Origin of the sequence: Anaeromyxobacter dehalogenans 2CP-1 (assembly GCF_000022145.1) — a bacterium.
GTDB classification, from domain to species: Bacteria; Myxococcota; Myxococcia; order Myxococcales; family Anaeromyxobacteraceae; genus Anaeromyxobacter; species Anaeromyxobacter dehalogenans.
Genome location: NC_011891.1, coordinates 1,931,243 through 1,953,883 on the forward strand (window position 1 = coordinate 1,931,243; position 22,641 = coordinate 1,953,883).

At 76.7% G+C, this 22,641-nt stretch carries 18 protein-coding genes; 9 read left to right on the forward strand and 9 right to left on the reverse strand.

Going from position 1 to position 22,641, the window contains the following annotated elements:
- Positions 1-5: 5 nt before the first annotated feature.
- Together A2CP1_RS08690 and A2CP1_RS08695 are read right to left on the reverse strand one after the other, a co-directional pair.
- A complete protein-coding gene (locus A2CP1_RS08690; RefSeq protein WP_012632999.1) occupies positions 6-2,702 on the reverse strand; it encodes an OmcA/MtrC family decaheme c-type cytochrome in 2,697 nt (898 codons plus the stop codon).
- Positions 2,703-2,941: 239 nt separating this feature from the next.
- Positions 2,942-3,571: a nitroreductase family protein gene (locus A2CP1_RS08695; RefSeq protein ID WP_012633000.1), complete on the reverse strand. Its 630-nt coding sequence runs from the start codon at positions 3,569-3,571 to the stop codon at positions 2,942-2,944.
- A 76-nt stretch (positions 3,572-3,647) separates the two neighbouring features.
- On the opposite strand from A2CP1_RS08695, the gene A2CP1_RS08700 reads away from it, so the two are divergent.
- Entirely contained in the window at positions 3,648-4,553 is a 906-nt protein-coding gene (locus A2CP1_RS08700) for a LysR family transcriptional regulator (RefSeq protein WP_012633001.1), read from the forward strand.
- Positions 4,554-4,562: 9 nt separating this feature from the next.
- On the opposite strand, the gene A2CP1_RS08705 is transcribed toward A2CP1_RS08700, so the two are convergent.
- Complete coding sequence (locus A2CP1_RS08705; RefSeq protein ID WP_012633002.1) at positions 4,563-5,807, reverse strand: MFS transporter; 1,245 nt, start codon at positions 5,805-5,807, stop codon at positions 4,563-4,565.
- 82 nt (positions 5,808-5,889) lie between these two features.
- Here A2CP1_RS08705 and A2CP1_RS08710 point away from each other — a divergent pair, with 82 nt between their 5' ends.
- Complete coding sequence (locus A2CP1_RS08710) at positions 5,890-6,780, forward strand: LysR substrate-binding domain-containing protein (RefSeq protein WP_012633003.1); 891 nt, start codon at positions 5,890-5,892, stop codon at positions 6,778-6,780.
- An 18-nt stretch (positions 6,781-6,798) separates the two neighbouring features.
- Here A2CP1_RS08710 and A2CP1_RS08715 read toward each other — a convergent pair whose 3' ends face one another.
- The 5 genes from A2CP1_RS08715 to senA all read right to left on the reverse strand — a co-directional run bounded on the left by A2CP1_RS08715 (position 6,799) and on the right by senA (position 12,360).
- Positions 6,799-7,182 carry a tautomerase family protein gene (locus A2CP1_RS08715; protein ID WP_012633004.1) on the reverse strand — a complete coding sequence of 128 codons (384 nt, stop codon included), beginning with the start codon at positions 7,180-7,182 and terminating at the stop codon, positions 6,799-6,801.
- Between the two features lie 98 nt (positions 7,183-7,280).
- Positions 7,281-9,182: an ATP-binding response regulator gene (locus tag A2CP1_RS08720; RefSeq protein WP_012633005.1), complete on the reverse strand. Its 1,902-nt coding sequence runs from the start codon at positions 9,180-9,182 to the stop codon at positions 7,281-7,283.
- A complete protein-coding gene (locus A2CP1_RS08725; RefSeq protein ID WP_012633006.1) occupies positions 9,176-10,159 on the reverse strand; it encodes an ABC transporter substrate-binding protein in 984 nt (327 codons plus the stop codon). Before A2CP1_RS08725 ends, A2CP1_RS08720 begins: the two co-directional genes overlap by 7 nt.
- A 126-nt stretch (positions 10,160-10,285) precedes the next feature.
- Positions 10,286-11,239 (reverse strand): selenoneine biosynthesis selenosugar synthase SenB, encoded by a 954-nt coding sequence (senB, locus tag A2CP1_RS08730; protein ID WP_012633007.1) that lies wholly within the window; start codon positions 11,237-11,239, stop codon positions 10,286-10,288.
- Entirely contained in the window at positions 11,236-12,360 is a 1,125-nt protein-coding gene (gene senA, locus A2CP1_RS08735; protein ID WP_012633008.1) for a selenoneine synthase SenA, read from the reverse strand. The genes senB and senA overlap by 4 nt, the downstream gene beginning before the upstream one ends.
- 134 nt (positions 12,361-12,494) lie before the next feature.
- Here senA and A2CP1_RS08740 point away from each other — a divergent pair, with 134 nt between their 5' ends.
- The 7 genes from A2CP1_RS08740 (at position 12,495) to A2CP1_RS08770 (ending at position 22,298) form a co-directional block, all read left to right on the forward strand.
- A complete protein-coding gene (locus tag A2CP1_RS08740) occupies positions 12,495-13,874 on the forward strand; it encodes an FAD-dependent oxidoreductase (protein ID WP_012633009.1) in 1,380 nt (459 codons plus the stop codon).
- Positions 13,875-13,981: 107 nt separating this feature from the next.
- Positions 13,982-14,842: a pirin family protein gene (locus A2CP1_RS08745; protein ID WP_012633010.1), complete on the forward strand. Its 861-nt coding sequence runs from the start codon at positions 13,982-13,984 to the stop codon at positions 14,840-14,842.
- A gap of 359 nt (positions 14,843-15,201) precedes the next feature.
- Positions 15,202-17,109, forward strand: a complete 1,908-nt coding sequence (locus tag A2CP1_RS08750) for a PKD domain-containing protein (protein WP_012633011.1) — start codon at positions 15,202-15,204, stop codon at positions 17,107-17,109.
- Between the two features lie 138 nt (positions 17,110-17,247).
- The gene (locus A2CP1_RS08755; RefSeq protein ID WP_174315304.1) at positions 17,248-18,180 is read left to right on the forward strand and encodes a DMT family transporter; all 933 of its coding nucleotides are present in this window, start codon (positions 17,248-17,250) and stop codon (positions 18,178-18,180) included.
- A 12-nt stretch (positions 18,181-18,192) separates the two neighbouring features.
- The gene (locus A2CP1_RS08760; RefSeq protein WP_012633013.1) at positions 18,193-19,200 is read left to right on the forward strand and encodes a LysR family transcriptional regulator; all 1,008 of its coding nucleotides are present in this window, start codon (positions 18,193-18,195) and stop codon (positions 19,198-19,200) included.
- Between the two features lie 55 nt (positions 19,201-19,255).
- A complete protein-coding gene (gene trxA / locus A2CP1_RS08765) occupies positions 19,256-19,588 on the forward strand; it encodes a thioredoxin (RefSeq protein ID WP_012633014.1) in 333 nt (110 codons plus the stop codon).
- Positions 19,589-19,745: 157 nt separating this feature from the next.
- Complete coding sequence (locus A2CP1_RS08770; protein WP_012633015.1) at positions 19,746-22,298, forward strand: hybrid sensor histidine kinase/response regulator; 2,553 nt, start codon at positions 19,746-19,748, stop codon at positions 22,296-22,298.
- A 3-nt stretch (positions 22,299-22,301) separates the two neighbouring features.
- On the opposite strand, the gene A2CP1_RS08775 is transcribed toward A2CP1_RS08770, so the two are convergent.
- Positions 22,302-22,502 carry a hypothetical protein gene (locus A2CP1_RS08775; RefSeq protein WP_012633016.1) on the reverse strand — a complete coding sequence of 67 codons (201 nt, stop codon included), beginning with the start codon at positions 22,500-22,502 and terminating at the stop codon, positions 22,302-22,304.
- Positions 22,503-22,641: the final 139 nt, after the last annotated feature.

A 22,641-nucleotide genomic window follows, 5' to 3' on the forward strand; every position in this document is an offset into this window, starting at 1 on the left:
CGGGCCTAGTGGCAGGCCTGACAGGACTCCTGCTCGTCACCGCTCCACGGGTTGGCCGGGGTCGGGTCGAGCGTCTGCAGCGCCATGTGCGCCTTGGCCGCATCGCCGTCGTGGCAGCCGCCGCAGGCGAGCCGGTTCGGGCGCGCGGCCCAGGTGCCGCTCGACGTGCCGTCGGGGTGGCACGCCTGGCAGTTCCGGACGTCCTGCGGGAACGTGATGTCCCAGTTCCGGCCCGCGACCGGGTCGCCGTTGGAGTAGGCGACGGTGGCGAGCGGGGTGAACAGGCTCGACCCGAAGTGCACGGCGTGGACGCGCTTCGAGATGGGGTGACCGCCGAGCCAGGCGCCGGTGGCGGAGCCGGGCTGGTAGTCGTGGCAGGCGCCGCACTGGTCCACGGCGTCGTCGGAGAAGATCTTGTTGTGGCGCGAGAAGTCGAGGACGAAGCCCCGGCCGTCGGCGCTCTGGTGGCAGGAGTTGCAGTTGCTCGCGATCGGCTTCTCCACCGCCGCGGTCTTCACCTGGAACGCGACCTTCGCCACCGTCGGCGTGCGGTAGTTGGTCTCGCTCACGCGCCCGAGCCGCGAGATCTCGACGCTCGCGACGTAGGTGCCGGGGGTGAGGTCGTCCACCGGATCGAGCTGGTAGGTGATCGACCCGGCGGTGCGGGTCACCTTGCGGTCGTTCGCGGCGCCGGGCGCGGCGTTGAACGCGAGCGTGTTGGACGGGTAGTAGCCGCCCGGCAGCTTCAGGGCCGTGTCGCCCGCGAACACCGCGGCCGTCACCGCGCTGGGATCGAGCTGGATCGCGTAGAGGCGGCCCAGGTTGCGGCTGCGGATCCCGAACCGGCCGGCCTCGACGTAGGCGATGGCGCGGCGGCTGAAGGCCGGGATGGCGTTCAGGCCGGCGGCCAGCTCCGCGGGCGTCGCCGCGGCGGGGTTCGCGAACGCCGACGCGGGCACGGTCACCGAGATCGTCCCGGACGCGACGAAGTCACCGCCGGTCTGGTTGTACATCGTGACGTCTCGGCCGCTGTCCACCTTGAGCGCCAGCGCGGCGCCGCCGGACAGGTCCCAGGAGGCGGGCGCGGCGACCTCGATCTTGGCGCGCGCGGTGCTGGTGAGCACCGGGTTGCGCGTGGCGCGCGGGCCGCTCACGAAGAACGCCGTGTTCGCGAACGTGGTGGCGCTGGTCGGGGCCGGGCAGCCGGTGGGGAGGCACCCGAGCGCCGCGCCGGTGACGAGGTCGTGATCGATGGGCGTCCCGGTGGCCTTGTCCTTCAGGACCAGCGTGACGACCGGCGCCTCGCCGGCCACGTAGTACTTGCCGTTCGCCGGGGCGGACAGCGACAGCGCCGCGTCGAACTCGGGGACGTTGCGCGGGTCCTTGGTGGTCCAGTCGTGGGCGGGCACGATGGGCGCCCAGCCGGTGGTGGCGCCGTGGCAGGTGGCGCAGCCGGAGTCGTCCGCCTGCGCGCCGCCGGCGTGGTTCGCGCCGGTGGCGAAGTCCACCGTGTCGTGGCAGGAGCCGCACGCCTGCCGGGTGGGGTTCGTCTTCCAGTTGTCCACCTGCGCGCCGGTGCCGGTGTGGCACTTCTGGCAGTTCGCGAGCACGGCCGGGAACTCGGCCTTCCACCATTCGTGCTTGGTGTTCCGGTAGCCCCAGATCGCGTACTCGCCGTTGTCGGCGGACTCGTCCGCCGCCGTGCTCGGGTCGTCCCAGATCTTGCCGTCCGCGCCGGGCAGGCTGGCCAGCTCGCCGCCCGCGTGGATCTTGTGGATCATGACCGCCAGGTCGAGGCTCTGGCCGCCGTTCGCGTCGGTGGTGCCGGGCACGTGGCAGGTGGCGCAGTTCTCGACCGAGAGGCGGTTGCCGCCGTGGCCGTGGAACTCCTCGCCGTGGCAGGCCTTGCACGCGGCGGTCTGGACGATGTTGCGGGTGGTGGTGATCGCGGAGCCGTCCGGCACGAAGTCGAAGGAGGCCTCGCCGGTGGGCCCGTCGTGGCCGCCGATCATCACCGAGACGCGGTGCAGCAGGTTGCGCTGGTAGCCGACCGGCGCGCCCTCGGTGGTCGCGGCCGCGAGGTTCGTGGCGAACACGTAGGTGTAGCTGCCGTCACCGTGATCGGTGAGCGCGCCGTTGCCCTCGGTGTTGCCCTGGACCGCGGTGGTGCCGGCCGGGTTCGGCCAGTCGCCGGCGGTGGCGGTCTCGATGCGCGTGATGTACGGCACGAAGCGCGAGGCGCGCTCGGTGGCGGTGCCGGGGACGAGCTTCGCCACGTCGGCCGTGATCGCCGCGATGCCCGGGACCGGCTGCCCGCCGGCGCCGGGGGTCGCGGCGGTGAAGTTCACCGTCAGGGTGCCGTCGGCCGCCGCGGTCGCGCCGGTGATGGCGACCTTCACGTCGAACTTGCCGGTGGCGTACTCGCCGCTCGACTTCAGGAACGCGGCGCCGTGGAAGTCGCTGATCGCGACGTTCCCGCCGGTCGCGCCGTTCGACACGGTCACCGACGTGCCGTCGGTGCAGGTGATGGTGTGGGTGCCGTCGTGGTTGTCGGTGACCGTGCAGGACGTGCCGTTGCTGCCGTCCTGACCGTCCTGCCCGTTCGTGCCGTCGCGCCCGGGGGCGCCGGCAGGGCCCTTCGCGCCCTCGCAGGCGACGACCGAGAGGCCGAGCGCCGCGAGCAGCAGTGTCCGTCGGATCATTGCGTCTGGCTCCTTGAGGCGCGCATTCGACCGCACCCATAGGTTGGACTATCGCCTTGATAGTCCCGTCGGGGCCAGCGTGATCTTGATTTACGTCAACGCGCGCGCGCTTTTCGCGGCGTGGTGTCGCAGTGGGTCGGCGGCGACCGCCGACTTCGCGGAGGCTCCGACCCATGGCGATCGGTCGCGCGGCAAATCGTGCGCGAGACGCCGCCCGATCGCCGCGCGTCAAAGGCCGCTTACGTGCCGGCGCCCTCGAACCCGCCCTCGAACGCGAGCGCGGAGAGCGGGAGCCGGTCGCTGGGGCGCTCACGCGCGCGCAGCGCCTCCGGGAGCGCGGCCGCGTCGCCGCGGCGGCCGATCGCCACGAACGCGTGCAGCGCGAGGCCGTCCGGCAGCGCCAGCGCCTCGCGGGCGCGGGCCGCGTCGAAGCCGCCCATGGCATGGGTGGCCCAGCCCCAGCGCTGCGCCTGGAGCGCGAGCTGCGCCCACGCCGCGCCGGCGTCGAAGGCGTGGCTGGCGTTCGGCACCGGACCCGGGCGGCCGGGCAGCTCCATGGCCTCGCGGGACGCCACCGCCACCAGCGCCGCGGCGTTGCGCGCCCAGGCCTGGTTCGCGGGCGCGAGCGCGGACAGGAAGCGGTCGAACGCGGGCGTGCCCCGGCGCGCCCAGGCGAAGCGCCAGGGCTGCGCGTTCATGGCGGAGGGCGCCCAGCGCGCCGCCTCGAGCAGGCCGAGCAGCGTGTCGCGCGGGATCGCCTCGTCGGTGAACGCCCGCGGCGACCAGCGGGCGAGGAACGGCGCGTCGATGGGGTGCTCGGGCCGGCGGGCCGTCGCGGCGGCGGTCGGGGTGGCGGTCACGGTGGTCATGGTGCGCAGGCTAGGCCGTTGCGGGAGAGTGGACTAGATAGTGAAGTCGGGAAAGACCGATGCGCGAGGAGCAACGATGGACCTGAACCGGATCGCGGTGTTCGCGCAGGTGGTGGAGGCGGGCAGCTTCACCGCCGCGGCGGCGTCGCTGGGCCTGCGCAAGTCGTCGGTGAGCCGCGCGGTGGCGGCGCTCGAGGCCGACCTGGGCATCCGCCTGCTGCAGCGGACCACCCGCCGGCTCAGCCTCACCGACGCGGGCCGCGCCTACTACGAGCGGACCCGCGACGCGCTGGCCGGGCTGCGCGAGGCGAGCGAGGAGGCGGCGGCGCTCGGCGCGGAGCCGCGGGGGACGGTGCGGGTGACCGCGCCGGTGGACCTGGCGCCCGACCTGGCGCGGCTGACGGACGCGTTCCTGCGCGCGCACCCGCAGGTGCGCGTGGAGGTGTCGCTCACGGCGCGGTACGTGGACCTCGTGAAGGAGGGCTTCGACCTGGCCATCCGCGCCGGCGTCCTCGCCGACTCCTCGCTGCTCGCGCGGAAGCTCTCGGACAGCGCCCTCGCGCTGTTCGCCGCGCCGTCCTACCTGCAGGCGCGCGGGCGGCCGCGGCGCCTCGCCGACCTGGCCGGGCACGACTGCCTGCTCTACCGCGCCGGCCCCGAGACCGCCGTGTGGCGGCTCACCGGCCGTCGCGGCGAGGAGCAGGTGACGGTGCACGGGCGCGCCGCCGCCGACGAGTTCGCCTTCGTGCGCGGCATGCTGGTCGCGGGCGCGGGGATCGCCCTGGTGCCCACCGGCATGGTGGCCGCCCCCCTGCGCGAGGGCGCGATCGAGCGGGTGTTGCCGCAGTACGTCCGGCGCGGCGGCCCGGTGAGCGTGGTCTGGCCGAGCCGGCGGTACGAGCCGGTGGCGGTGGCGCGCTTCCGCGACGCGATCGTGGCCGCGCTGGGCGAGCCCGGCGCCGGGGCGGAGGCGCGCGGCTGAGCGACGCCGTCAGGCGGCGGGGCGCCAGGCGCGGTGCGCGAGCGCGACGGTGCCGAGCTGGACGGCCACCACCATGGCCACGCACGCGCCCCAGCCGCCCGCGTGCCAGGCGAGCGCCGGCGCGACGCCGCCGGCGGCGCCGCCCAGGTAGTAGCTCGAGACGTACAGGCCGGACGCGGACGGCCGCAGCCGCGGCGGCGCGGCGGTGCGCAGGAACGCGGTCGAGGCGGACTGGCTCACGAACACGGCGGTGCAGACCGCGGTCAGGCCCGCCACCACCAGCGTCACCGAGGGCGCCAGCGTGACGAGCGCGCCCGCCGCCGCGACCGTGAGCGCGAGGGTGACCGCCCGCCGCGAGCCGACCCGATCGATCCAGCGCCCCGCGAACGGGGTCACCGCGGCGCCGATCAGGTACACGGTGAAGATCGACGAGAGCGCGGCGGTGCCGAGCCGGTAGGGCGGGGAGGCCAGGTGGAAGGTGACGTAGGTGAACACCGCCACCTGCGTGAAGAGCACGTTGAAGCCGACCGCGAACGTCGCGAGCAGGCGCGGGGCGCGGAGCAGGTCGCCGGGACGGGCGCGCGGCGCCGGGCCCGCGGGGCGCGGCCGGCGGGCCCGAGGGAGCAGGCGCGCGGCGGCCACGGCGGCGGCGGCGGTGACCAGCCCGAGCACCACGAACGCGGCGCGCCAGCCCCACCGCGCCGCGACGAGCCCCGAGAGCAGGCGGCCGGTGTACCCGCCGATCACGCTGCCGGTCACGAGCGCGGACATGGCGCTGCCGAGCGCGGCGGGCGGCCACTCCTCGGCGAGGAACGCCACGCCCACCGCGTAGATGCCGGGGAGCGCCAGCCCCTGCACGAAGCGCCAGCCCACCAGCACCGGGACGCTCGGGGACGCCGCGGCGAGCAGCGTGGGGATGGGCAGGAACAGCATCGAGCCGACGATCACCGATCGGTGGCCCCAGCGCCGGATGGCCCACCCCGCGAACGGCGAGGCCAGCGCCACCGCGATCGTCGGGGCGCTGACGGTGAGCGCCGCCCCGGCCTTGGAGACGGCGAACACCCGCTCCAGCAGCGGGAGCAGCGGCTGGGTCGCGTAGAAGCCCAGGAACGCGCACACCCCGGCCAGCCCGATCGCGAACAGCCCCGCCGCCGGCCGGGCCACCTCCGCCGCGGCCTCCGGCACCGGCGCGGCCGGGGCCGGGTCCGCGGGGGAGAGGCGGGGGATGGGGACGGAGCGCGCGGCCTCGGGCATGGGCCCGGGAACATGCGGAAGGACCGTCGAGACGTCCAATATATCTTTGCTCTCGTGTCGAGACCTCGTAGATCTCGATGGCATGGAGCTCCGGCACCTGCGGTACTTCGTGGCGGTCGCGGAGGAGCTGCACTTCGGCCGCGCCGCCGCGCGGCTCGGGATCGCGCAGCCGCCGCTCAGCCAGCAGATCCGCCAGCTCGAGCGCGAGCTCGGCGTCGAGCTGTTCCTGCGGGCCCGCCGACGCGTCGAGCTCACCGAGCCGGGGCGGGTGCTGCTCGGGCACGCGCGCGCCGTCCTGCAGCGCGCGTCGCAGGCGGCGGAGGACGTCCGGCGGGCGGCGCGGGGCGAGACCGGGGCCCTCTCGGTGGGCGTGGTGGCGTCCGCCACCTATGGCGTCGTGCCGCGCGTGTTTCGCACGTTCCGCGCTCGCCACCCCGACGTGGCGCTCGGCGTGGCGGTGATGAGCACCGGCGCGCAGGTGGCCGCGCTCCGGGCCGGGCAGCTCGACCTCGGGCTGGCGCGCACGCCGTTCGGGGACGAGACGCTGGTGGCCGAGACCGTGCTGGAGGAGCCGGTGGTGGTGGCGCTGCCGGCGGGGCACCCGCTCTCGGCGCGCCGCGCGCTGCGCCTGGCGGCGCTGGCGCCAGAGCCGTTCGTCCTGTTCCCGCGCGACCGCCGGCCGGGCTGGTACGACTTCGTGCTGGGGCTGTGCCGCGAGGCCGGCTTCCGGCCCCGGGTGGCCGAGGACGCCCCCGAGCTCGCCACCGCCATGGCGCTGGTGGCGGCGGGGATCGGGGTGACGCTGGTGCCGGCGTCGGTGAAGGACCTGCGGCGGAGCGGGGTGGACTACCGCCCCATCGCCGCGCCGCGGGCGCGCACGCGCCTGGTGGCGCTGCGCCGCCCCGGCGAGCCGTCGCCGCTGGTGGTCCGCTTCGTCGAGGTGGTGCGCGAGGTGCTCCGCCGCGGCGGGTAGCCGGCGGGCGGCGCCGCCTCAGGTCGCGTACTGCGCCTCGCCGTTCCCGAAGGACCAGTTCTCCTTCGCCACCTCGACCAGGCTGACGATGACGTCCTCGCGGCGCACGCCGACCGCCGCGTGCAGGTCGTCGGCGATGCGCCGGAAGAGCGCGCGCTTCATCTCCACGGTGCGCCCGGCGTTGGCGGTGATCTGCACCACCACCACGTCCTCGCCGTGGTCGATGCCGAGGTAGCTCGGGGCGATGCTCAGCCCCTCGTCGCCGTGGCCGGCGATCACCTGGAAGCGATCGTCGGGCGGGACCTTGAACGTGTCCACCAGGGCGCGGTGCACCGCGTCGCCGGCGGCGCGCCGCTGCCCGGGGCCGAGGCGAAGGGTGGTGTCGATCCGGACGAGCGGCATGGGAGATCCTCCGAGCCCGCCTGTCTAGCACGGCGCGCGCCGGCGCGTCGCCGGTCGCGCGGGGCGCGGCGGCCCGCCGGTGCTCGGACGGTGCGCCGTCAGCCGCCCGCGCCGGCGCGGATCCCGGCCGGCGGCGACGCGACGGCCCGCTCGACCTCGTCCGGCCGCGGCGGCTTCGCGAGGTGCCGGTCGAAGCCGGCCTCGTGGGCGGCGTGCACGTCCTCGGGCAGCGCGTAGCCGCTGATCGCCACCAGCAGCAGGCCCGGCCCGCGCTCCCGCCGGAGCGCCCGCGCCACGTCGTAGCCGCTCATGCCCGGCAGGCCGATGTCGCAGAGCACCACGTCGGGCGCGCCGGCGCGCGCCGCCGCCAGCGCGCCCGGACCGTCGTGCGCGATGGCCACCTCGTGCCCGGCGTGGCGGAGCAGCTCGGCGAGCGTCTCGGCCGCGTCCACGTTGTCGTCCACCACCAGCACGCGCCGCGGCCCCGCCGCGCCGGCCGGCGCCGCCGGCGGCGCGAGCAGCGGCTCGGCGCCGCCGGCCGCCAGGGGCAGCTCGATCACCAGCTCGCTGCCGGTGCCGGGCCCGGCGCTGCGGGCCTCCACCGCCCCGCCGTGCAGCTCCACGATCCCCTTCACCAGCGACAGCCCCAGCCCGAGCCCGCCCGCGCTCCGCGCCAGCGACCGATCCGCCTGGACGAACGGCTCGAAGATCCGCCCGAGCAGCTCCGGCGGCATGCCCACGCCGGTGTCGATCACCCGGATCACCGCGCGCCCCTCGCGCGCCGCCGCGCGCACGGTGACCCGGCCGCCGGGGGGCGTGAACTTGGCCGCGTTGCTGAGCAGGTTGCCGACCACCTGCGCCACGCGGGTGGGGTCGGCGTCCGCCCAGAGCGGGCCGGCGGACAGCTCGACCTCGAGCGCGATGCGGCGATCGTCGAGCAGGTCGCGGTAGTCCTCGGCGGTGCGGGCGATCACCTCGGAGAGGTCGATGCGCTCCCGGCGCAGCTCGATCTTCCCCCGCGCGATGCGGGTGACGTCGAGCAGGTCGTCCACGATGCGGGTGAGGTGGTCCACCTGCCGGGCGATGACCTGCAGGGCGCGCCGGCCCTGCGCCGGGCTGGCGGCGGGGTGCGAGAGCAGGTGCAGCGCGCTGCGGATGGGCGCGAGCGGGTTGCGGAGCTCGTGCGAGAGCATCCCCAGGAACTCGTCCTTGCGCCGGTCGATCTCGGTGAGGCGGGCGTTGGCGCTGACCAGCCGCCCGGTCATCCGGTTGAAGGCGCGGGAGAGCGTCCCGATCTCGTCGGGCCGCTCCGCCCCCGCCACCTCGGCGGGGAGGCTGGTCTCGGCGATCCGCTCGGCGGTGCGGGCGATGTCCTCGAGCGGCCGCACCACCGCGCGCGCCGCCAGCAGCGAGAGCGCCGCGGCGGCGAGCAGGCCCACCACCACCGTGGCCGCCGAGATCCACAGGGCCCGGGCGCGGCGCGCCTGCAGCTCGACCACGATCCGGTCGAGGAAGCGCAGGTAGTAGCCGGACACGTCCTTCAGCAGCGCCTCGCTGCGGAACGACATCAGCCCCCAGCGCTCGAGGGCGCGCTCGAGCGCCGGCCCGCCGCCCGGCGCGGCCCGGCGGATCTCGGCGCCGAGCGCGTCCTGCGCGGCCCGGACCTCCACGTACTCGCGCCACACGTCCCCGACGCGCGCCGGCAGCGGGAGCGCCTCGATCTCGCGCATCAGCCCGGCGATGCGCGCGCCGGCCTCGTCGAGGCGCGTCTCCTGCACGCCGCCGGGCGAGCGCGGCAAGGTCAGGAACCAGCGCTCCTCCTCGTGCGTGGCGTCGCCGAGCGCGAACGCCAGCGAGATGGCGGTCCGCACCGCCCGGGCGTCGCGCTCCAGCGTGCGCGCCTGCTGCGCGGACGACCACGCCGCGTAGGCCAGCGCCGCGCAGGCCACGGCGGCGAGCAGCGTGGTGGGCACGAGCAGCCGCCGGCCGACGGTCACCATCGCGCGTCCCCGGGGAGCAGCATGACCGCCTCGGGCGCCACCTGCTCGAGCAGGGCGGGCGCGACGAGCTGGTGCAGGTCGGGCGCGTCGCCGCGCAGCGCGCCCGCGGCGGTGAGCGCGTCGCGCTCGCGGCGCAGCACGTCCAGGAGCACGTTGTCGAGGCCGATCCCCCAGCGCACCCGCTCCAGCTGCGCGGCGAGCGCGGCGTCGCCGGTCTCCGGGAAGCGGCCGCGGATCAGCGCCCGCGCCCCCTCGCGGTCGGCGCGGACGCGCCGCTCGCCGCACGTCAGGCCCCGCAGCAGCGCCCGCAGCGCCGCGGGCCGGGCCGCCAGCACGTCGTCGCGGGTGACGAGGAGCGAGACCTCGACGTAGAGGTCGGTCTGGAACACCTGCGCGTCGGGTCCGAGGCGGCGCTCGGCCTCCTGCGCGGGCGGGTCGGAGAGGACCGCGGCGTCGAGCGCGCCCGCGGCGAGCGCCTCGATCGACTCGGCCGGCGCGCCGGGCACGAGCGCCACCCGATCGCGCGGGACGCCGCCCAGGCGGAGCGCCAGGCCGGCGAAGAAGTCGGCGTTCGTGCCGGGCGCGAGGCCGATCCGGCGCCCGCCCAGGTCGGAGAAGCCGCGGATCCCGCTCGCGGCGCGCACCACCAGGCGCGTGTTGCGGGTCGAGGTGTGCAGGGCGGTGAGCGCGCGGAGCCTGCCGTCGGCGTGGGCGGCCTGGAGCACCGGCGTCTCGAACGCGACCGCCACGTCGGCGCCGCCGGCGCGGAGCAGCGCGAGCGCGTCGCGCCCCAGGTCGAAGGACCGCTCCTCGACGTCCAGCCCCTCGGCGGCGAAGCAGCCGCTGGCGGCGGCCACGAGCGGGAGCGCGGTGGCGGGCTGCCGCACGGAGGCGAGGACCAGGCGCGTCCGCGGCGGCCGGCGATCCCCGCAGGCCACCAGCAGCGCCACGGCCGCGATCAGCGAGGCGAAGCGCACGCGCTCCTCCGCTCAGGTCCGCCCCGGCCTGTGTACCACGCCGGGGGTCCGGGGGAGCGGTGATCCGCCGCCCGTGGCATCGCGCCGCTGGCGCCCGCGGCCGGGCGCTGGGCGCGCGAGGGGACGTCAGCCGGGGAACAGCTCGGCGAGGAGCCGGCGCCAGGCCTCCCGCTCGCGCGCGGGCTCGACGAGCGGGCGGGCGCGCGCCGTCGAGCGACGCAGCTGGAGCAGGAACGCGGGGTCCTCCTCCGCCCGGAGGAGGAGCCCGGCCAGGGCCTGAGGATCGCCCACCGGGAAGTAGCCGGGGTGGTCGGGGCCGAGGAGCCCGACGGTGCCGTCGATGCGGGTGGAGAGCACCGGGACGCCCGCGGCCACCGCCTCGGAGAGCGCGTTCGAGCCGCCCTCCAGGCGCGAGGTGATGACGAGCACCTGGCTTCCGGCCAGGATCGAGAGCGCCTCGCGGCGCCGGTGCTCGCCCAGCCACAGGTATCTCGGGTTCGCCGCCATCTCGGCCCGCGCGGCCGGGGCCGCGTCCGGATCGAGCGCGGCGCCGAGGTGCGCGACCTGGAGGCGCGAGCGGGCGGGGAGGCGGCGCGCGGCCGCGGCGGCGACGAACGCGTCCTTGACCGCGCGCACGTGCGCGAGCAGGCAGGCGCGGAACACGCCGTCCGGCGCCGGCGTGGGTGGCGCCGCGACCGCCGACTGCTCGATCACGCGGGCCCGGGGCCGGATCTCGGGCGGCAGCGCCTCGACGCCGCGCGCCTGCAGGACCGTGACGCGGGTGGCGAGCGCGAGCGAGCGCCGCGCCTCGGGCGACGCGGGCAGGTCCTGGTACAGGTCGGTCCCGGCCATGCCCACCACCAGCGGCGCCTCGGGGCGGGCCTCGCGCCAGCGGAGCACCGAGGCGTGGCTCTTGGTCGCGTGCAGCGCCACGAGCAGGTCGCACCGCTCGCCGGCCCACGCGTCCACGAGGCCCACGTGATGGCCGAGCGCGCGCAGGTGGCCGGCCCAGCGGAGCGCGGTGACGCGGTTGCCCTTGTGCGAGCCGCGGGAAGCCGGCGTGGCGATCGCGATCCTCACGCGGCGCAGGTCCGGAACCCGGCCCAGGGATCGCGGCGATCGGGCGTGTAGAAGTTGCGGAAGGTGGGCCGCAGCAGGCGCGGCGGCGTGGCGAAGCTCCCGCCGCGGAGCACCCGGTGCGTGCCGAACCAGGGCTGCGAGTACTCCCGGTACGGATCGGCGACGAAGCCGGGGTAGGGGAGGAACTCGCTCGCGGTCCACTCCCACACCCGTTGCACGGCGCCGAGCGGGGCGCTCTCCGCGGCAGCGGCCGCCTCCCACTCCGCCTCGCTCGGCAGCCGCCGCCCGGCCCACCGGCAGAACGCGTCCGCCTCGTGGGCGCAGACGTGCGCGACCGGCCGGTCCGCCTGCAGCGGCACGCGCCGATCGAACTCCCGCCGCGTCCACCCGCCCGCCCCGGGCTCCCAGTACGCCGGGTGCTCGGCGCCTTGCGCCTCGCGCCAGCGCCAGCCGGCGGCGCTCCACAGCGCGCTCCGGCGGTAGCCGCCGTCGTCCACGAACTCGGCGAACCGGGCCTCGGTCACCGGGGCGCGGGCGATCCGGAACGGCCGGAGCTCCACCGGGTGCGCCCACTTCTCGTTGTCGAACACGAAGCCGTCCCCGGGCGCCGCGCCGAGCCGGAACGTCCCGCCCGGCAGCGCCGCGTCGCCCTCGGGCCCGGCGCCGGCCGCGGCGGCCGGGAGCCCGGGCGGCGCCGGCCAGCCCAGCGTCTGGCGCGAGAACGCCATCGCCTCCCAGTGCATGTCCTCGTGGAAGACCGAGAGGCGCACGAAGTAGGGATCGGCCTCGCCGCGCTCGAGCAGCGCGAGCACGCCCGCCTCGACCTCGCGCAGGTACCCGATCGTCTCCTCCAGCGACGGGAGCGGCAGGTCCCAGCGCACGTCGTGCGGGATCGCGGTGGAGTCGTACAGCGCGTCGGCGCCGGCCCGGAGCGGCGGCCGGCCCGTGGCGTGGCGCAGCACCCAGCGCTCCTGGAACCAGGCCACGTGCCCGAGCTCCCAGAGCGGCGGGTTGACGATCGCGAGCCGCGGGCCGAGCAGGCCGTCCGCCGGCAGCGACGCCGCGAGCCCGAGCGTCTGCGCCCGCGCGTCCCGCACCCAGGCCGAGAGGATCCGGTCCATCCGCCTCTATGTAGCGGAAGGTCCCGGCCCGGGCGAGGCGTCTTCTCGGGCGCGCGACACCTGGGAGCGGCCTGGCGCGGGCGCCCCGGCGGCGGCAGATCCGCGGGACGCCCACGCGGGCGCGGAGGTGGCGCATGGCAACGGATCTCGACGTGCTGGTCCTCGGCTCCGGCCAGGCCGGCGTGCCGCTCGCGGCGCGGCTCGCCGCCGCGGGGCGGCGGGTGGCGCTGGTCGAGCGCGGCGACCTGGGTGGCACCTGCGTGAACGCCGGCTGCACGCCGACGAAGACGCTCATCGCGAGCGCGCGCGCCGCGCACGTGGCGAGGACCGCCGGGCGGCTCGGGATCCGCGCCGGCGAGGTGCAGGTGGACCTCGGGGCGGCGATGGACCGCAAGGACGCGGTGGTGGCGCGCTGGCGCGAGGGCGTGCGCCAGCGGCTGGAGGCCGCCGCGCCGCGGCTGCGGCTGGTGCACGGCCCCGCGCGCTTCGTGGCCCCGCGCGAGGTGGAGGTCGCGGGCGAGCGGCTCGCGGCGCCGGTGGTGATCGTGAACGTGGGCGCGCGGCCGGCGGTGGCGCCCGTCCCCGGGCTGGACCGGGTCCCGTTCCTCACCAGCACGGGCGCGCTCGCGCTGCGGGCGCTCCCCGCGCACCTGGTGGTGCTCGGCGGCGGCTACGTCGGCTGCGAGCTCGCGCAGCTGTTCCGGCGGTTCGGCGCCGGCGTGACGGTGATCGACCCCTCGCCGCACCTGCTCGCCCGCGAGGACGAGGCGGTGAGCGCCGCGCTGGAGGAGGTGTTCCGGCGCGAGGGCATCCGGCTCGCGCTGGGCGCGGCGGCCGAGGCGGTCGAGGGCGGCGCGGGTGCGGTGCGGGTGCGGCTCGCGGGCGGCGCGGTGGAGGAGGGCTCGCACCTGCTCGTCGCCACCGGACGCCGCCCGAACACCGACGACCTCGGCTGCGACGCGGCCGGCGTGGCGCTGGATCGCCGCGGGTTCGTGGAGGTGGACGCGCGCTACTGCACCAGCGCCGAGGGCGTGTACGCGGTGGGCGACGCGGCCGGCGGCCCGCAGTTCACCCACAGCGCCTGGGACGACCACCGCATCCTGTTCGACCTCCTGCTCGGCCGCGGCCGGCGGACGCGCGACGACCGGCTGGTGCCGCACGTGGTGTTCACCGATCCGCAGGTCGGGGTGGTCGGGCTGACCGAGCGGGAGGCGCGGGCGCGCGGCGTCCCGTTCGAGCTCGCCACGCTGCCGTACTCGGCGGTGGCGCGCGCCGTCGAGGTGGACGAGCCGGACGGGGTCGTGCGCGTGCTGGTGGACCCGCGCGACGAGCGGATCCTGGGCGCGGCGGTGGTGGGGGCGGAGGGAGGGGAGCTCGTGCACGTCCTCGCCGCGCTGATGCAGGCGGGCGCGAGCGCGCGGGCGCTCGTGGACATGGAGATGGCCCACCCGACGTTCTGCGAGGGGCTCCAGTCCGCGGTGATGACGCTCGAGCGCTTCGCGCTGCGGCCCTGATCGGAGCCCCTCGGGCGCGGCCGTTTCGCCCCGCGCAACGATCCGGTGCGCCCCCGGACATTGCGCCGGACCGGGCCGGCCGGCACATCCCGGGGCAGGAGATCGCCATGACCGAACGCGGACTCGAGACCGTCGTCACCCCCATCGCCGCCAGCGACGGCGCCGGCGTGCGGCTGAAGCGCAGCATCGCCACCCGGACGCTCGACCACCTGGATCCGTTCTTCCTGTTCGACCACTTCGGCTCGGAGAACGCGAACGACTACATCGCGGGCTTCCCCATGCACCCGCACCGCGGCATCGAGACCATCACCTACATGCTCGACGGCAGCGTCGCGCACCGCGACAGCATCGGGAACTCGGGCGTGATCGGCGCCGGCGACGTGCAGTGGATGACCGCCGGCAGCGGCATCCTGCACGAGGAGATGCCGAAGGTCGGGCCGCGCCGGCTCGACGGCTTCCAGATCTGGGTGAACCTGCCGGCGAAGCTGAAGATGACGCGCCCGCGCTACCAGGACGTGCCGGCGGCGCGCATCCCCGAGGTGGCCCGGGCCGGCGGCGCGCGCGTGCGGGTGGTCGCCGGGGAGGTGGACGGGGTGGCCGGCGCGGTGAAGGACATCTTCGCCGGCCCGACCTACCTCGACGTCGCGCTGCCCGCGGGCGAGACCTTCGAGCAGCCGGTGCCGCGCGGCCACACCGCGCTGCTGTACGTGTTCGAGGGCGAGGTGACCGTGGGCGGCGCGCAGGCCGGCCGCGCCGCGCAGGCGGTGGGCGCACCGCGGCTCGCCGTCCTCCGGGACGGCGAGGTGGTCCGCGTGCACGCCGGCGCGGCGCCGGCGCGCTTCCTGCTGCTCTCGGCGCAGCCGCTGAACGAGCCGTACGCGCGCTACGGGCCGTTCGTGATGAACACCGAGGAGGAGATCGAGCAGGCCCTCCACGAGCTGCGCAGCGGGACGTTCATCCAGCGCTGAGAGAGCGTGAACCCATCCCCTCCCGTCGCCGCGGCGGCCGATCCGCGGCGCATCGCGTCGTTGCTCCTCCCTCACATGCCGACGGGCATGCTCGGTCGTCGCGCCTCGCGCTGCTCGCGGCTCGACCGCCTGGCTCGGTCCCGGGATGGATTCACGCGCTCCGAGCGCCGGGCCCGGGCGCGGTGGTCGGGTGTGCGCGGCGCCGGGTGCGTGTGCGGCGCGGACGCAGCCGCGGCCCGGGCCGCTGGCGTTTTGCGCACGGTGGACGGCCGGCGTTCGCCTAGCATGCACGGTCCGTGTCGGAGGTGGACCGCCGGCGCCATGACGGCGCGCGCGGCTCCGCGTTCCCCGGAGGACCCATGCACCCCGCCCGCCGCCACGTGCCCGCGGCCATCGCGCTCTGCACCCTCCTCGCCTGCAGCGGTGGCGGGAGCGATCGGCCCCCGCTGCCCGTCATCCCTGGGAACGCGCCCCCGATCGCGCAGGCAGGCTTCGATCGCGCCGTCGCGAAGGGCGCGCTCGTCCAGCTCGACGGCTCGGCCAGCCGCGACCCGGAGGGCTTCCCGCTGAGCTACGGGTGGACGTTCGTGTCGCGGCCCGTCGGCAGCGCCGCCACGCTCCAGTCCGCCACCTCCCAGCGGGCGTCGTTCGTCGCCGACGTGCCCGGCAGCTACGTGGTGCGCCTCCAGGTGTCCGACGGGCTGAACGCGCCGGTCTCGGACGACGTGGTCATCACCAGCCAGAACGTGGCGCCGACGGCGGCGGCGGGCGCCGACCGGGAGGGGAGCCGGGGGATCGCGGTCGCGCTCGACGGGCGCGCCAGCTCGGATCCGGACGGCGACGCGATCACCTACGCGTGGGCGCTGACGGCGCGCCCGCCCGGCAGCACCGCGGCGCTCACCGGGGCCGGGCTCTCCCAGGCCTCCTTCACGCCGGACGTCTACGGCAGCTACGTGGTCCGCCTCACGGTGAGCGACGGCGTGCTCGCGGCGCAGGACGACGTGACGGTCACCGTCCGCAACCACGCGCCCGTGGCGGACGCCGGCCCGGATCTCGAGTCCAACGCCGGGGCGACGCTCGCCCTGAGCGCCGCCGCCTCGAGCGATCCGGACCAGGACCCGATCACCTGCGCCTGGGCGCTGGTGACGAAGCCGGCGGGCAGCAGCGCGGTCCTGTCGGATCCGGGCGCGTGCGCCCCGTCGGTCACCTACGACGTCGCGGGCGTGTACGCGTTCTCGCTCGCGGTCCACGACGGCCAGCTCGCCAGCGCCGCGGCGGACCCCGTGCAGGTCACCGTCCACGAGAAGGTGTGGATGCTCGGCCACGCGGTGGCGGACGCGGAGTACTCGCGGGCGCTCGACCGGATCGTGGCGGTGGGCGGCTCGAGGCTGTACGTCGCCGACCCCGTCGCCGGGACGGAGACGTCGGTGGCGCTCCCGAAGGCGGCGCTCGCGGTGAGCGTCTCGCCGGACGGCCGCTACGCCGCGGTCGGCCACGACGCCCTGGTCTCGTACGTGAGCCTCGACGCGCCGCCGGCGCTGCTCGGCACGTTCACCACCAGCGTGATCCCGTCCGACGTGGTGCTGGCGGGCAACGGCTGGATCTACCTGTTCCCGACCACGTGGGACCAGATCCACGGCATCCGGATCTCGACCGGCGTGGACACGCCGAGCACCGGCTGGAGCCCGTTCGACGGCACGAAGGCGAGGCTGCACCCGGGCGGCGCCGCGCTCTACGGCGCCGACAACTTCGTGTCGCCCGCCGACATCCGGAAGTTCTCGATCGCGAGCGGGGTGGCCTCGTTCCTGTACGACTCGCCGTACCACGGCGACTACGCCATGTGCGGCGATCTCTGGATCACCGAGGACGGGCTGCGCATCGTGACGGCGTGCGGCAACACGTTCCACTCGAACACGACCCAGGGCTCCACCGCCGGCTCGGACATGACCTACGCCGGCGCGCTGGAGGGCACCGGGCAGGTGAAGTGGGCGGACCACTCGGCCGCGGCCGGCCAGATCCTGGTGGTGACCGGCCTGCCGTACTGGCCGGCGGATCCCGACGCGGACGCCGAGCTCCGGCTGTTCGGCGACGACTTCCTGGCGCTCCAGGAGACCATCCCGCTGACCCGCATCGGCGTGGGCGGCAAGGGCTACGTCTCCCACGGGCGCTTCGCGTTCTTCTCCGCCGACGGGACCCGCCGCATCGCGCTGGTCCAGGTGGACGCGAGCTCGGGCCTGCTCGCGCCCGACGCGGTGGTCGTCTACTGACGGTCGCCCCGGGCTTCGGGAGGCGCGAGAACGCCCACCCCCGGCGCGCGGATGCGCGCGCCGGGCGCTTGCCCTCGCGCGCGGCGCCGACTATTCGTGCGGCTCGCGCCGGACGTGGGCGGCGCCAAGGAGACCCGGGTGACCCGCCGAGGCTGGATCCTGTTCGTCGCGCTGGGCGTGCTGTGGGGCATCCCGTACCTGCTCATCAAGGTCGCGGTGCGCGACCTCTCGCCCGCCAGCCTCGTGTTCCTCCGGACCGCCGCCGGGGCGGTGCTGCTGCTCCCGTTCGTGCTCGTCCGCGGGAACCTGCGGCCGGTGCTGGCGCGCTGGCGCCCCATCGCCCTGTTCACGTTCGGCGAGATGGCGGTCCCGTGGCTGCTGCTCGCCGACGCCGAGCGCCACGTGACGAGCTCGCTCGCGGGGCTCGTCATCGCGGCCACGCCGCTGGTCGGCGCGGTCGCCTCGCGCCTGAGCGCGGGCCACGAGCCGCTCGGCGCGCGCCGCATGTCGGGCCTCGCCGTCGGCCTCGCGGGCGTGGTGGCGCTGCTCGGGCTCGACCTCGGCCGCGGCGACGCGCGGGCGGTGGCGGAGCTCGCGGTGGTCGTGGTCGGGTACGCGCTCGCGCCGCGGATCGTGGCGCGCCGCCTCTCGGATCTCCCCGCGCTCGACGTGGTGGCGGTGTCGCTCGCGATGTGCGCGCTCGCGTACGCGCCGTTCGGGATCGCGCAGCTGCCCGGCGCCTGGCCGCCCGCCGAGGCGGTCGGCGCGGTGGCGGGGCTCGGCGTGCTCTGCACCGCGCTCGCGTTCACGCTGTTCTTCCAGCTCATCGCCGAGGTGGGCCCGGTCCGCGCCACGGTGGTGGCGTACGTGAACCCGGCGGTGGCGGTGGCGGCGGGCGTGACGCTCCTCGGCGAGCCGTTCACCGTCGGCACCGCGGTGGGGTTCGCGCTGATCCTGGGCGGCTCCTGGCTGGCGACCTCCGGCGCCGCGCGCCGCGCGGCGTCCCCGATTCCGGCCCGGGGCTCCGCGCCGGGCGCGGTCGCGCCGGCCGCCGCCGAGCGGGCGGGGTGACGCCCTCGCGCCATGATCGCGGCTGACGCGAGCCTGGACGACCTCCGGCTGCTCGTGGAGGTGGTGGCGACCGGCGGCCTCACGGCGGCGGCGGCGCGCCTCGGCCTGCGCAAGTCCACCGTGAGCCGCCGGCTCGCCGCGCTCGAGGAGCGCCTCGGCGTCCGGCTCCTGGAGCGGAACGCGCGCCGGCTGCGGCTCACCGAGGCGGGCCGCGCGTACCACGCCCGCGCCGCGCGGCTCGTGGCCGAGGCCCGCGCGCTCGACCGGGAGACCGCCGAGGCCCGCGGCGCGCCGCAGGGCACGCTGCGGATCGCGACGCCGGCCCTGCTCGGCGAGCTGCTCGCGCCCGCGGTGGCCGAGCTGCTGCTCCGCCACCCGCGCCTGGGGGTCGAGCTCGCGCTCGCGCCGCCGCACGTGGACCTGCTCGCGGAGGAGCACGACCTGGCGCTGCGCACCGGCCCGCTCGCCGACTCCTCCCTGGTGGCGCGCCGCCTCGGGACCCTGCGCACCGGCTGCTACGCGAGCCCCGCCTACCTGGCTCGCCGCGGCACGCCGGCCACGCCGGACGCGCTGCGCGACGAGGCGGAGGCGCACGATTGCATCCTGCTCGCCGAGGCCGGCACCGACGAGATCTGGTTCTTCGGCGCGGGCGCCACGGCGCGGACGGTGCGCCCCGCCGGCCGCCTGCGCGTGCCCAGCGTGCACGCCGGGCAGCTCGCCGCCCGCGCCGGGCTCGGCGTGGTGCGCCTGCCGGCGGCGCTCGTCGCGGACGACGTGCGGTCCGGGCGGCTCGTGGCGGTGCTCGAGGCGGAGACGCCGCCGGGCATGCCGGTCCACGCGGTCTACCCGAGCGGCCGGCACCTCGCGCCCAAGGTGCGCGCCTTCCTCGAGCTGGTGTCGGGCGGCGCCGCGGCGCTGCCGTGGGATCCGCCGGGGCGCGCGCCGGCCGTGGGGCCGGGGGACGCCGCGGAACGCAGCGTTCCGGCGCGGCCGGTCGCCCCGGCGCGCCGCCGCGGGTAGATCCGGTCCGCGCGGCGGCCGGGCACTCCGCCCGGCGGCGCGGGCGGAGGCGGCCATGGCGAGCGGCGTGATGGACATCGGGGACGCGGAGTTCGAGCGCGAGGTGCTGAGCGCGGCCGAGCCGGTGCTGGTGGAGTTCACCGCGGCGTGGTGCGCGCCCTGCAGGGCGCTCGCGCCCACGCTGGAGGCGCTCGCGAGCGGCTACCGCGGCCGCGTGAAGGTCGCGGCGCTCGACGTGGAGCGGCACCCGGCCACCGCCGAGCGGTACGGGATCCGCGCGATGCCCACGCTGCTCTTCTTCAAGGGCGGCGCGGTGGCCCGGCAGCTCGTCGGCGCGGTGCCGCGCGCGCGCCTCGAGGACGTGGTGCGCGAGCTGCTGCCGCGGTAGGCGGGCGCACGGCCGGGTGGGAGCCCGAACCACCTCCCGCGCCGGGCGCGGGCCTGCGCGCGCCGGCGCAGGTCGGCGCTTCCGACGCCGGCGCCCGGAGGGTACTCTCGCTGCTCGACCGGGGGCGCGTGGCCCCCGGCGCCCCCGGAGCGCGAGCGTGAGCGGCGAAGAACAGCGGACCCCGGTCCCGGCCTGGGCGTCGTCGCGGGCGGCCCCGGCGCTGGTGGTGGCGGTCGCGATCATCGACCTGCTGGCCGTCCTGCTGGTCGGGTCCTCGGTCGAGCAGAGCCGGCTCCACCAGCACGAGCGCGCCACCGCGGCCACCCAGAACCTGGCCGCCGCGCTGGAGCAGTACCTCGGCGGCATCTTCGAGAAGGTCGAGCTGACGCTGCTCACGGTGGCCGACGAGTATGCGCGCGAGTCGGCCGCGGGCCGGCTGGACGCGCCGGTGTTCGACGACTTCCTGGCGCGCCAGCGCGGACGCATCCCGCAGGTCCACGCGCTCGAGGTCTTCGACGCGAACGGGGTGCTGGCGCACGGCCGCGACGCGCCCCCCGGGGTCATCAGCGACATCTCCGACCGCGAGTACTTCCGGCGGCTGCGGGACGACCCCGGCCTCGGCGTGCTCGTCTCGAGCCCGCTCGTGGGACGGCTCACCGCCCGCCCGCAGCTGGTCATGGCCCGCGCGCTCCGGCGCGCGGACGGCGGCTTCGCCGGCGTCGCGGTCGCGAGCGTGCTGCTGGAGGACCTGGCCCACGCGCTGGAGGGCTACGACGTGGGCGCGCGGGGCGTCATCGTGCTGCGCGATCCCGACCTGGGCGTGGTGGTGCGCCGCCAGAGCTCCGGCGCGCCCATCGCGCTCGGCGACCGCACCGTCTCGCCCGAGCTGCTGGCGCTGCTCCGCGACGGCCACCGCGCCGCCACCTACTCCGGCGTGGCGGTGGACGGCGTCGAGCGCACCTTCACGTTCCGGCGGATGGCGCGCACCGGGCACCTCGTCATCGTGGGGCTCGCGTGCGACGACTACCTCGCCGGCTGGCGCCGCTCCACGCTGCTCGCCACCGCCGTGCTCGCCGCCTTCGGCCTGCTCACCGCCGCCGCGGCCTGGCTGACGCTGCGCGCCTGGCGCCGGCACCAGGCGGCGGTGCAGGACCTCGCCGAGCAGGAGACCCGCTTCCGCCTGCTGGCCGAGAGCGCCACCGACGTGATCTGGATGGTGGACGCGGCGCGCCGCCTCACCTACGTGAGCCCGGCGGTGCAGCGCCTGGCAGGGTGGACGCCGGAGGAGGCGTGCCGCGTCCGCTGGCCGCGGCTCCTGTCGCGGCCGTCCATCGAGCGGATCCGCTCGGCGCTCGCCCGGCTCGGCGCGGTGGCGCCGCACGCGCAGCCGTTCGCCGATGCGCTCATCGAGCACGAGGTGGTGGCCAAGGACGGCCGGCGGGTCCACGCGGAGTCGCGCTTCAGCCTCCTGTGGAGCGCCGACGGGCAGGTGCTCGGCGCCATCGGCGTGACCCGCGACGTCACCGAGCGGCGGGAGATGCAGGCGCGGGTCCAGGTCGCGGAGCGCATGGCGTCGCTCGGGACGATGGCGGCCGGCGTCGCCCACGAGGTGAACAACCCGCTCACCTACGTGTACGGCAACGTGGCGTTCGCGCTGGAGCGGCTGCGGTCGGTGGACGTCGCGCGCGGCCGGCAGGGGCCGGTCGACGAGGCGCTCCAGGCGCTGCGCGAGGCGCTGGCCGGCGCCGACCGCGTCCGCCACATCGTGCGCGACCTGAAGGCGTTCTCGCGCGCCGAGGACGGCCGGCTCGAGCCGGTGGACGTGGGGCAGGTCATCGAGGGCTGCCTCAAGATGACCGCGACGCTCACCGGCGACCGGGCGCAGGTGAGCGTGCGGCTCGGGCCGGTCCCGCGGGTCCTGGCGAGCGAGGCGCGGATCGGGCAGGTGATGCTGAACCTGATCGTGAACGCCGCGCACGCCATCCCCGAGGGCGACCCCGACGCGAACCGCATCGAGGTCTCCACCGCGCTCGCCGCGGACGGGCGCGTCGAGGTGGTGGTGACCGACACCGGCACGGGCATCGCGCCCGAGGTGCTGCCCCGCATCTTCGACCCGTTCTTCACCACCAAGGGCGTGGGGGAGGGGACGGGGCTGGGCCTGTCGATCTGCCACGGGATCGTGAAGGGGCTGGACGGCGAGATCGACGTCGAGACGGCGGTGGGACGGGGGAGCCGGTTCCGCGTGCTGCTCCCGCCGGCGCCGGAAGGCGCCGTGGCCGCGCCGGCGGAGGCGCCCATCGCGCCCGCCGCGCCGCCCCGGCGGCGGGTGCTGGTGCTCGACGACGATCCGCTGGTGGCGCGCGCCATCGGCCGGACGCTCTCGCGCGACTGCGCGGTGGACGTGAGCACCGACCCGGTGCAGGCCCTCCGGCGCGTCCACTCGGGCGAGCGCTGGGACGTGATCCTCTGCGACCTGATGATGCCCGAGCTCGCCGGGATGGACGTCCACGCGTCCATCCAGGAGATCGATCCCGGCCAGGCGGCGCGCATCGTGTTCATGACCGGCGGCGCGTTCACCACCCGGGCGCGCGAGTTCCTGGAGCGCGTCCCGAACGCCCGGCTCGAGAAGCCCCTCGACCCGGCCACGCTGGCGCGGGTGCTCGAGGCGGGCGGCCGCGGAGCGCCGGGCGACGGGACGGCCGGACGCTGAGGCTCAGGCCGGGCGCAGTCGCCCGAGCAGCACCGGCGCGCACGGGGGCGGCGGGGCCCGCTGGTCCCGGCGCTCCGACTCCCGCTCCGCCAGCACGGCCTGGCAGGCGGGGCAGGACACGGTGACGGGCACGATGGTCCAGAACCGGCCGTTCTCCGCCCGGCACGCCGCGCCGCCCGCCGCCTCCTCGTAGAAGTGGATCATCGCGTCCCCCCTGGTCGGCTAGACCCTCGACCGTGCCCAGCGTCGCCCGCCGGCGCTCGCGGCGGAAGTCGCGCGAGCGCCCGACCCGCACCGCCGGGACGCGCGGACGGGGGACAGATGGGGCACGCCGCCACGCGGC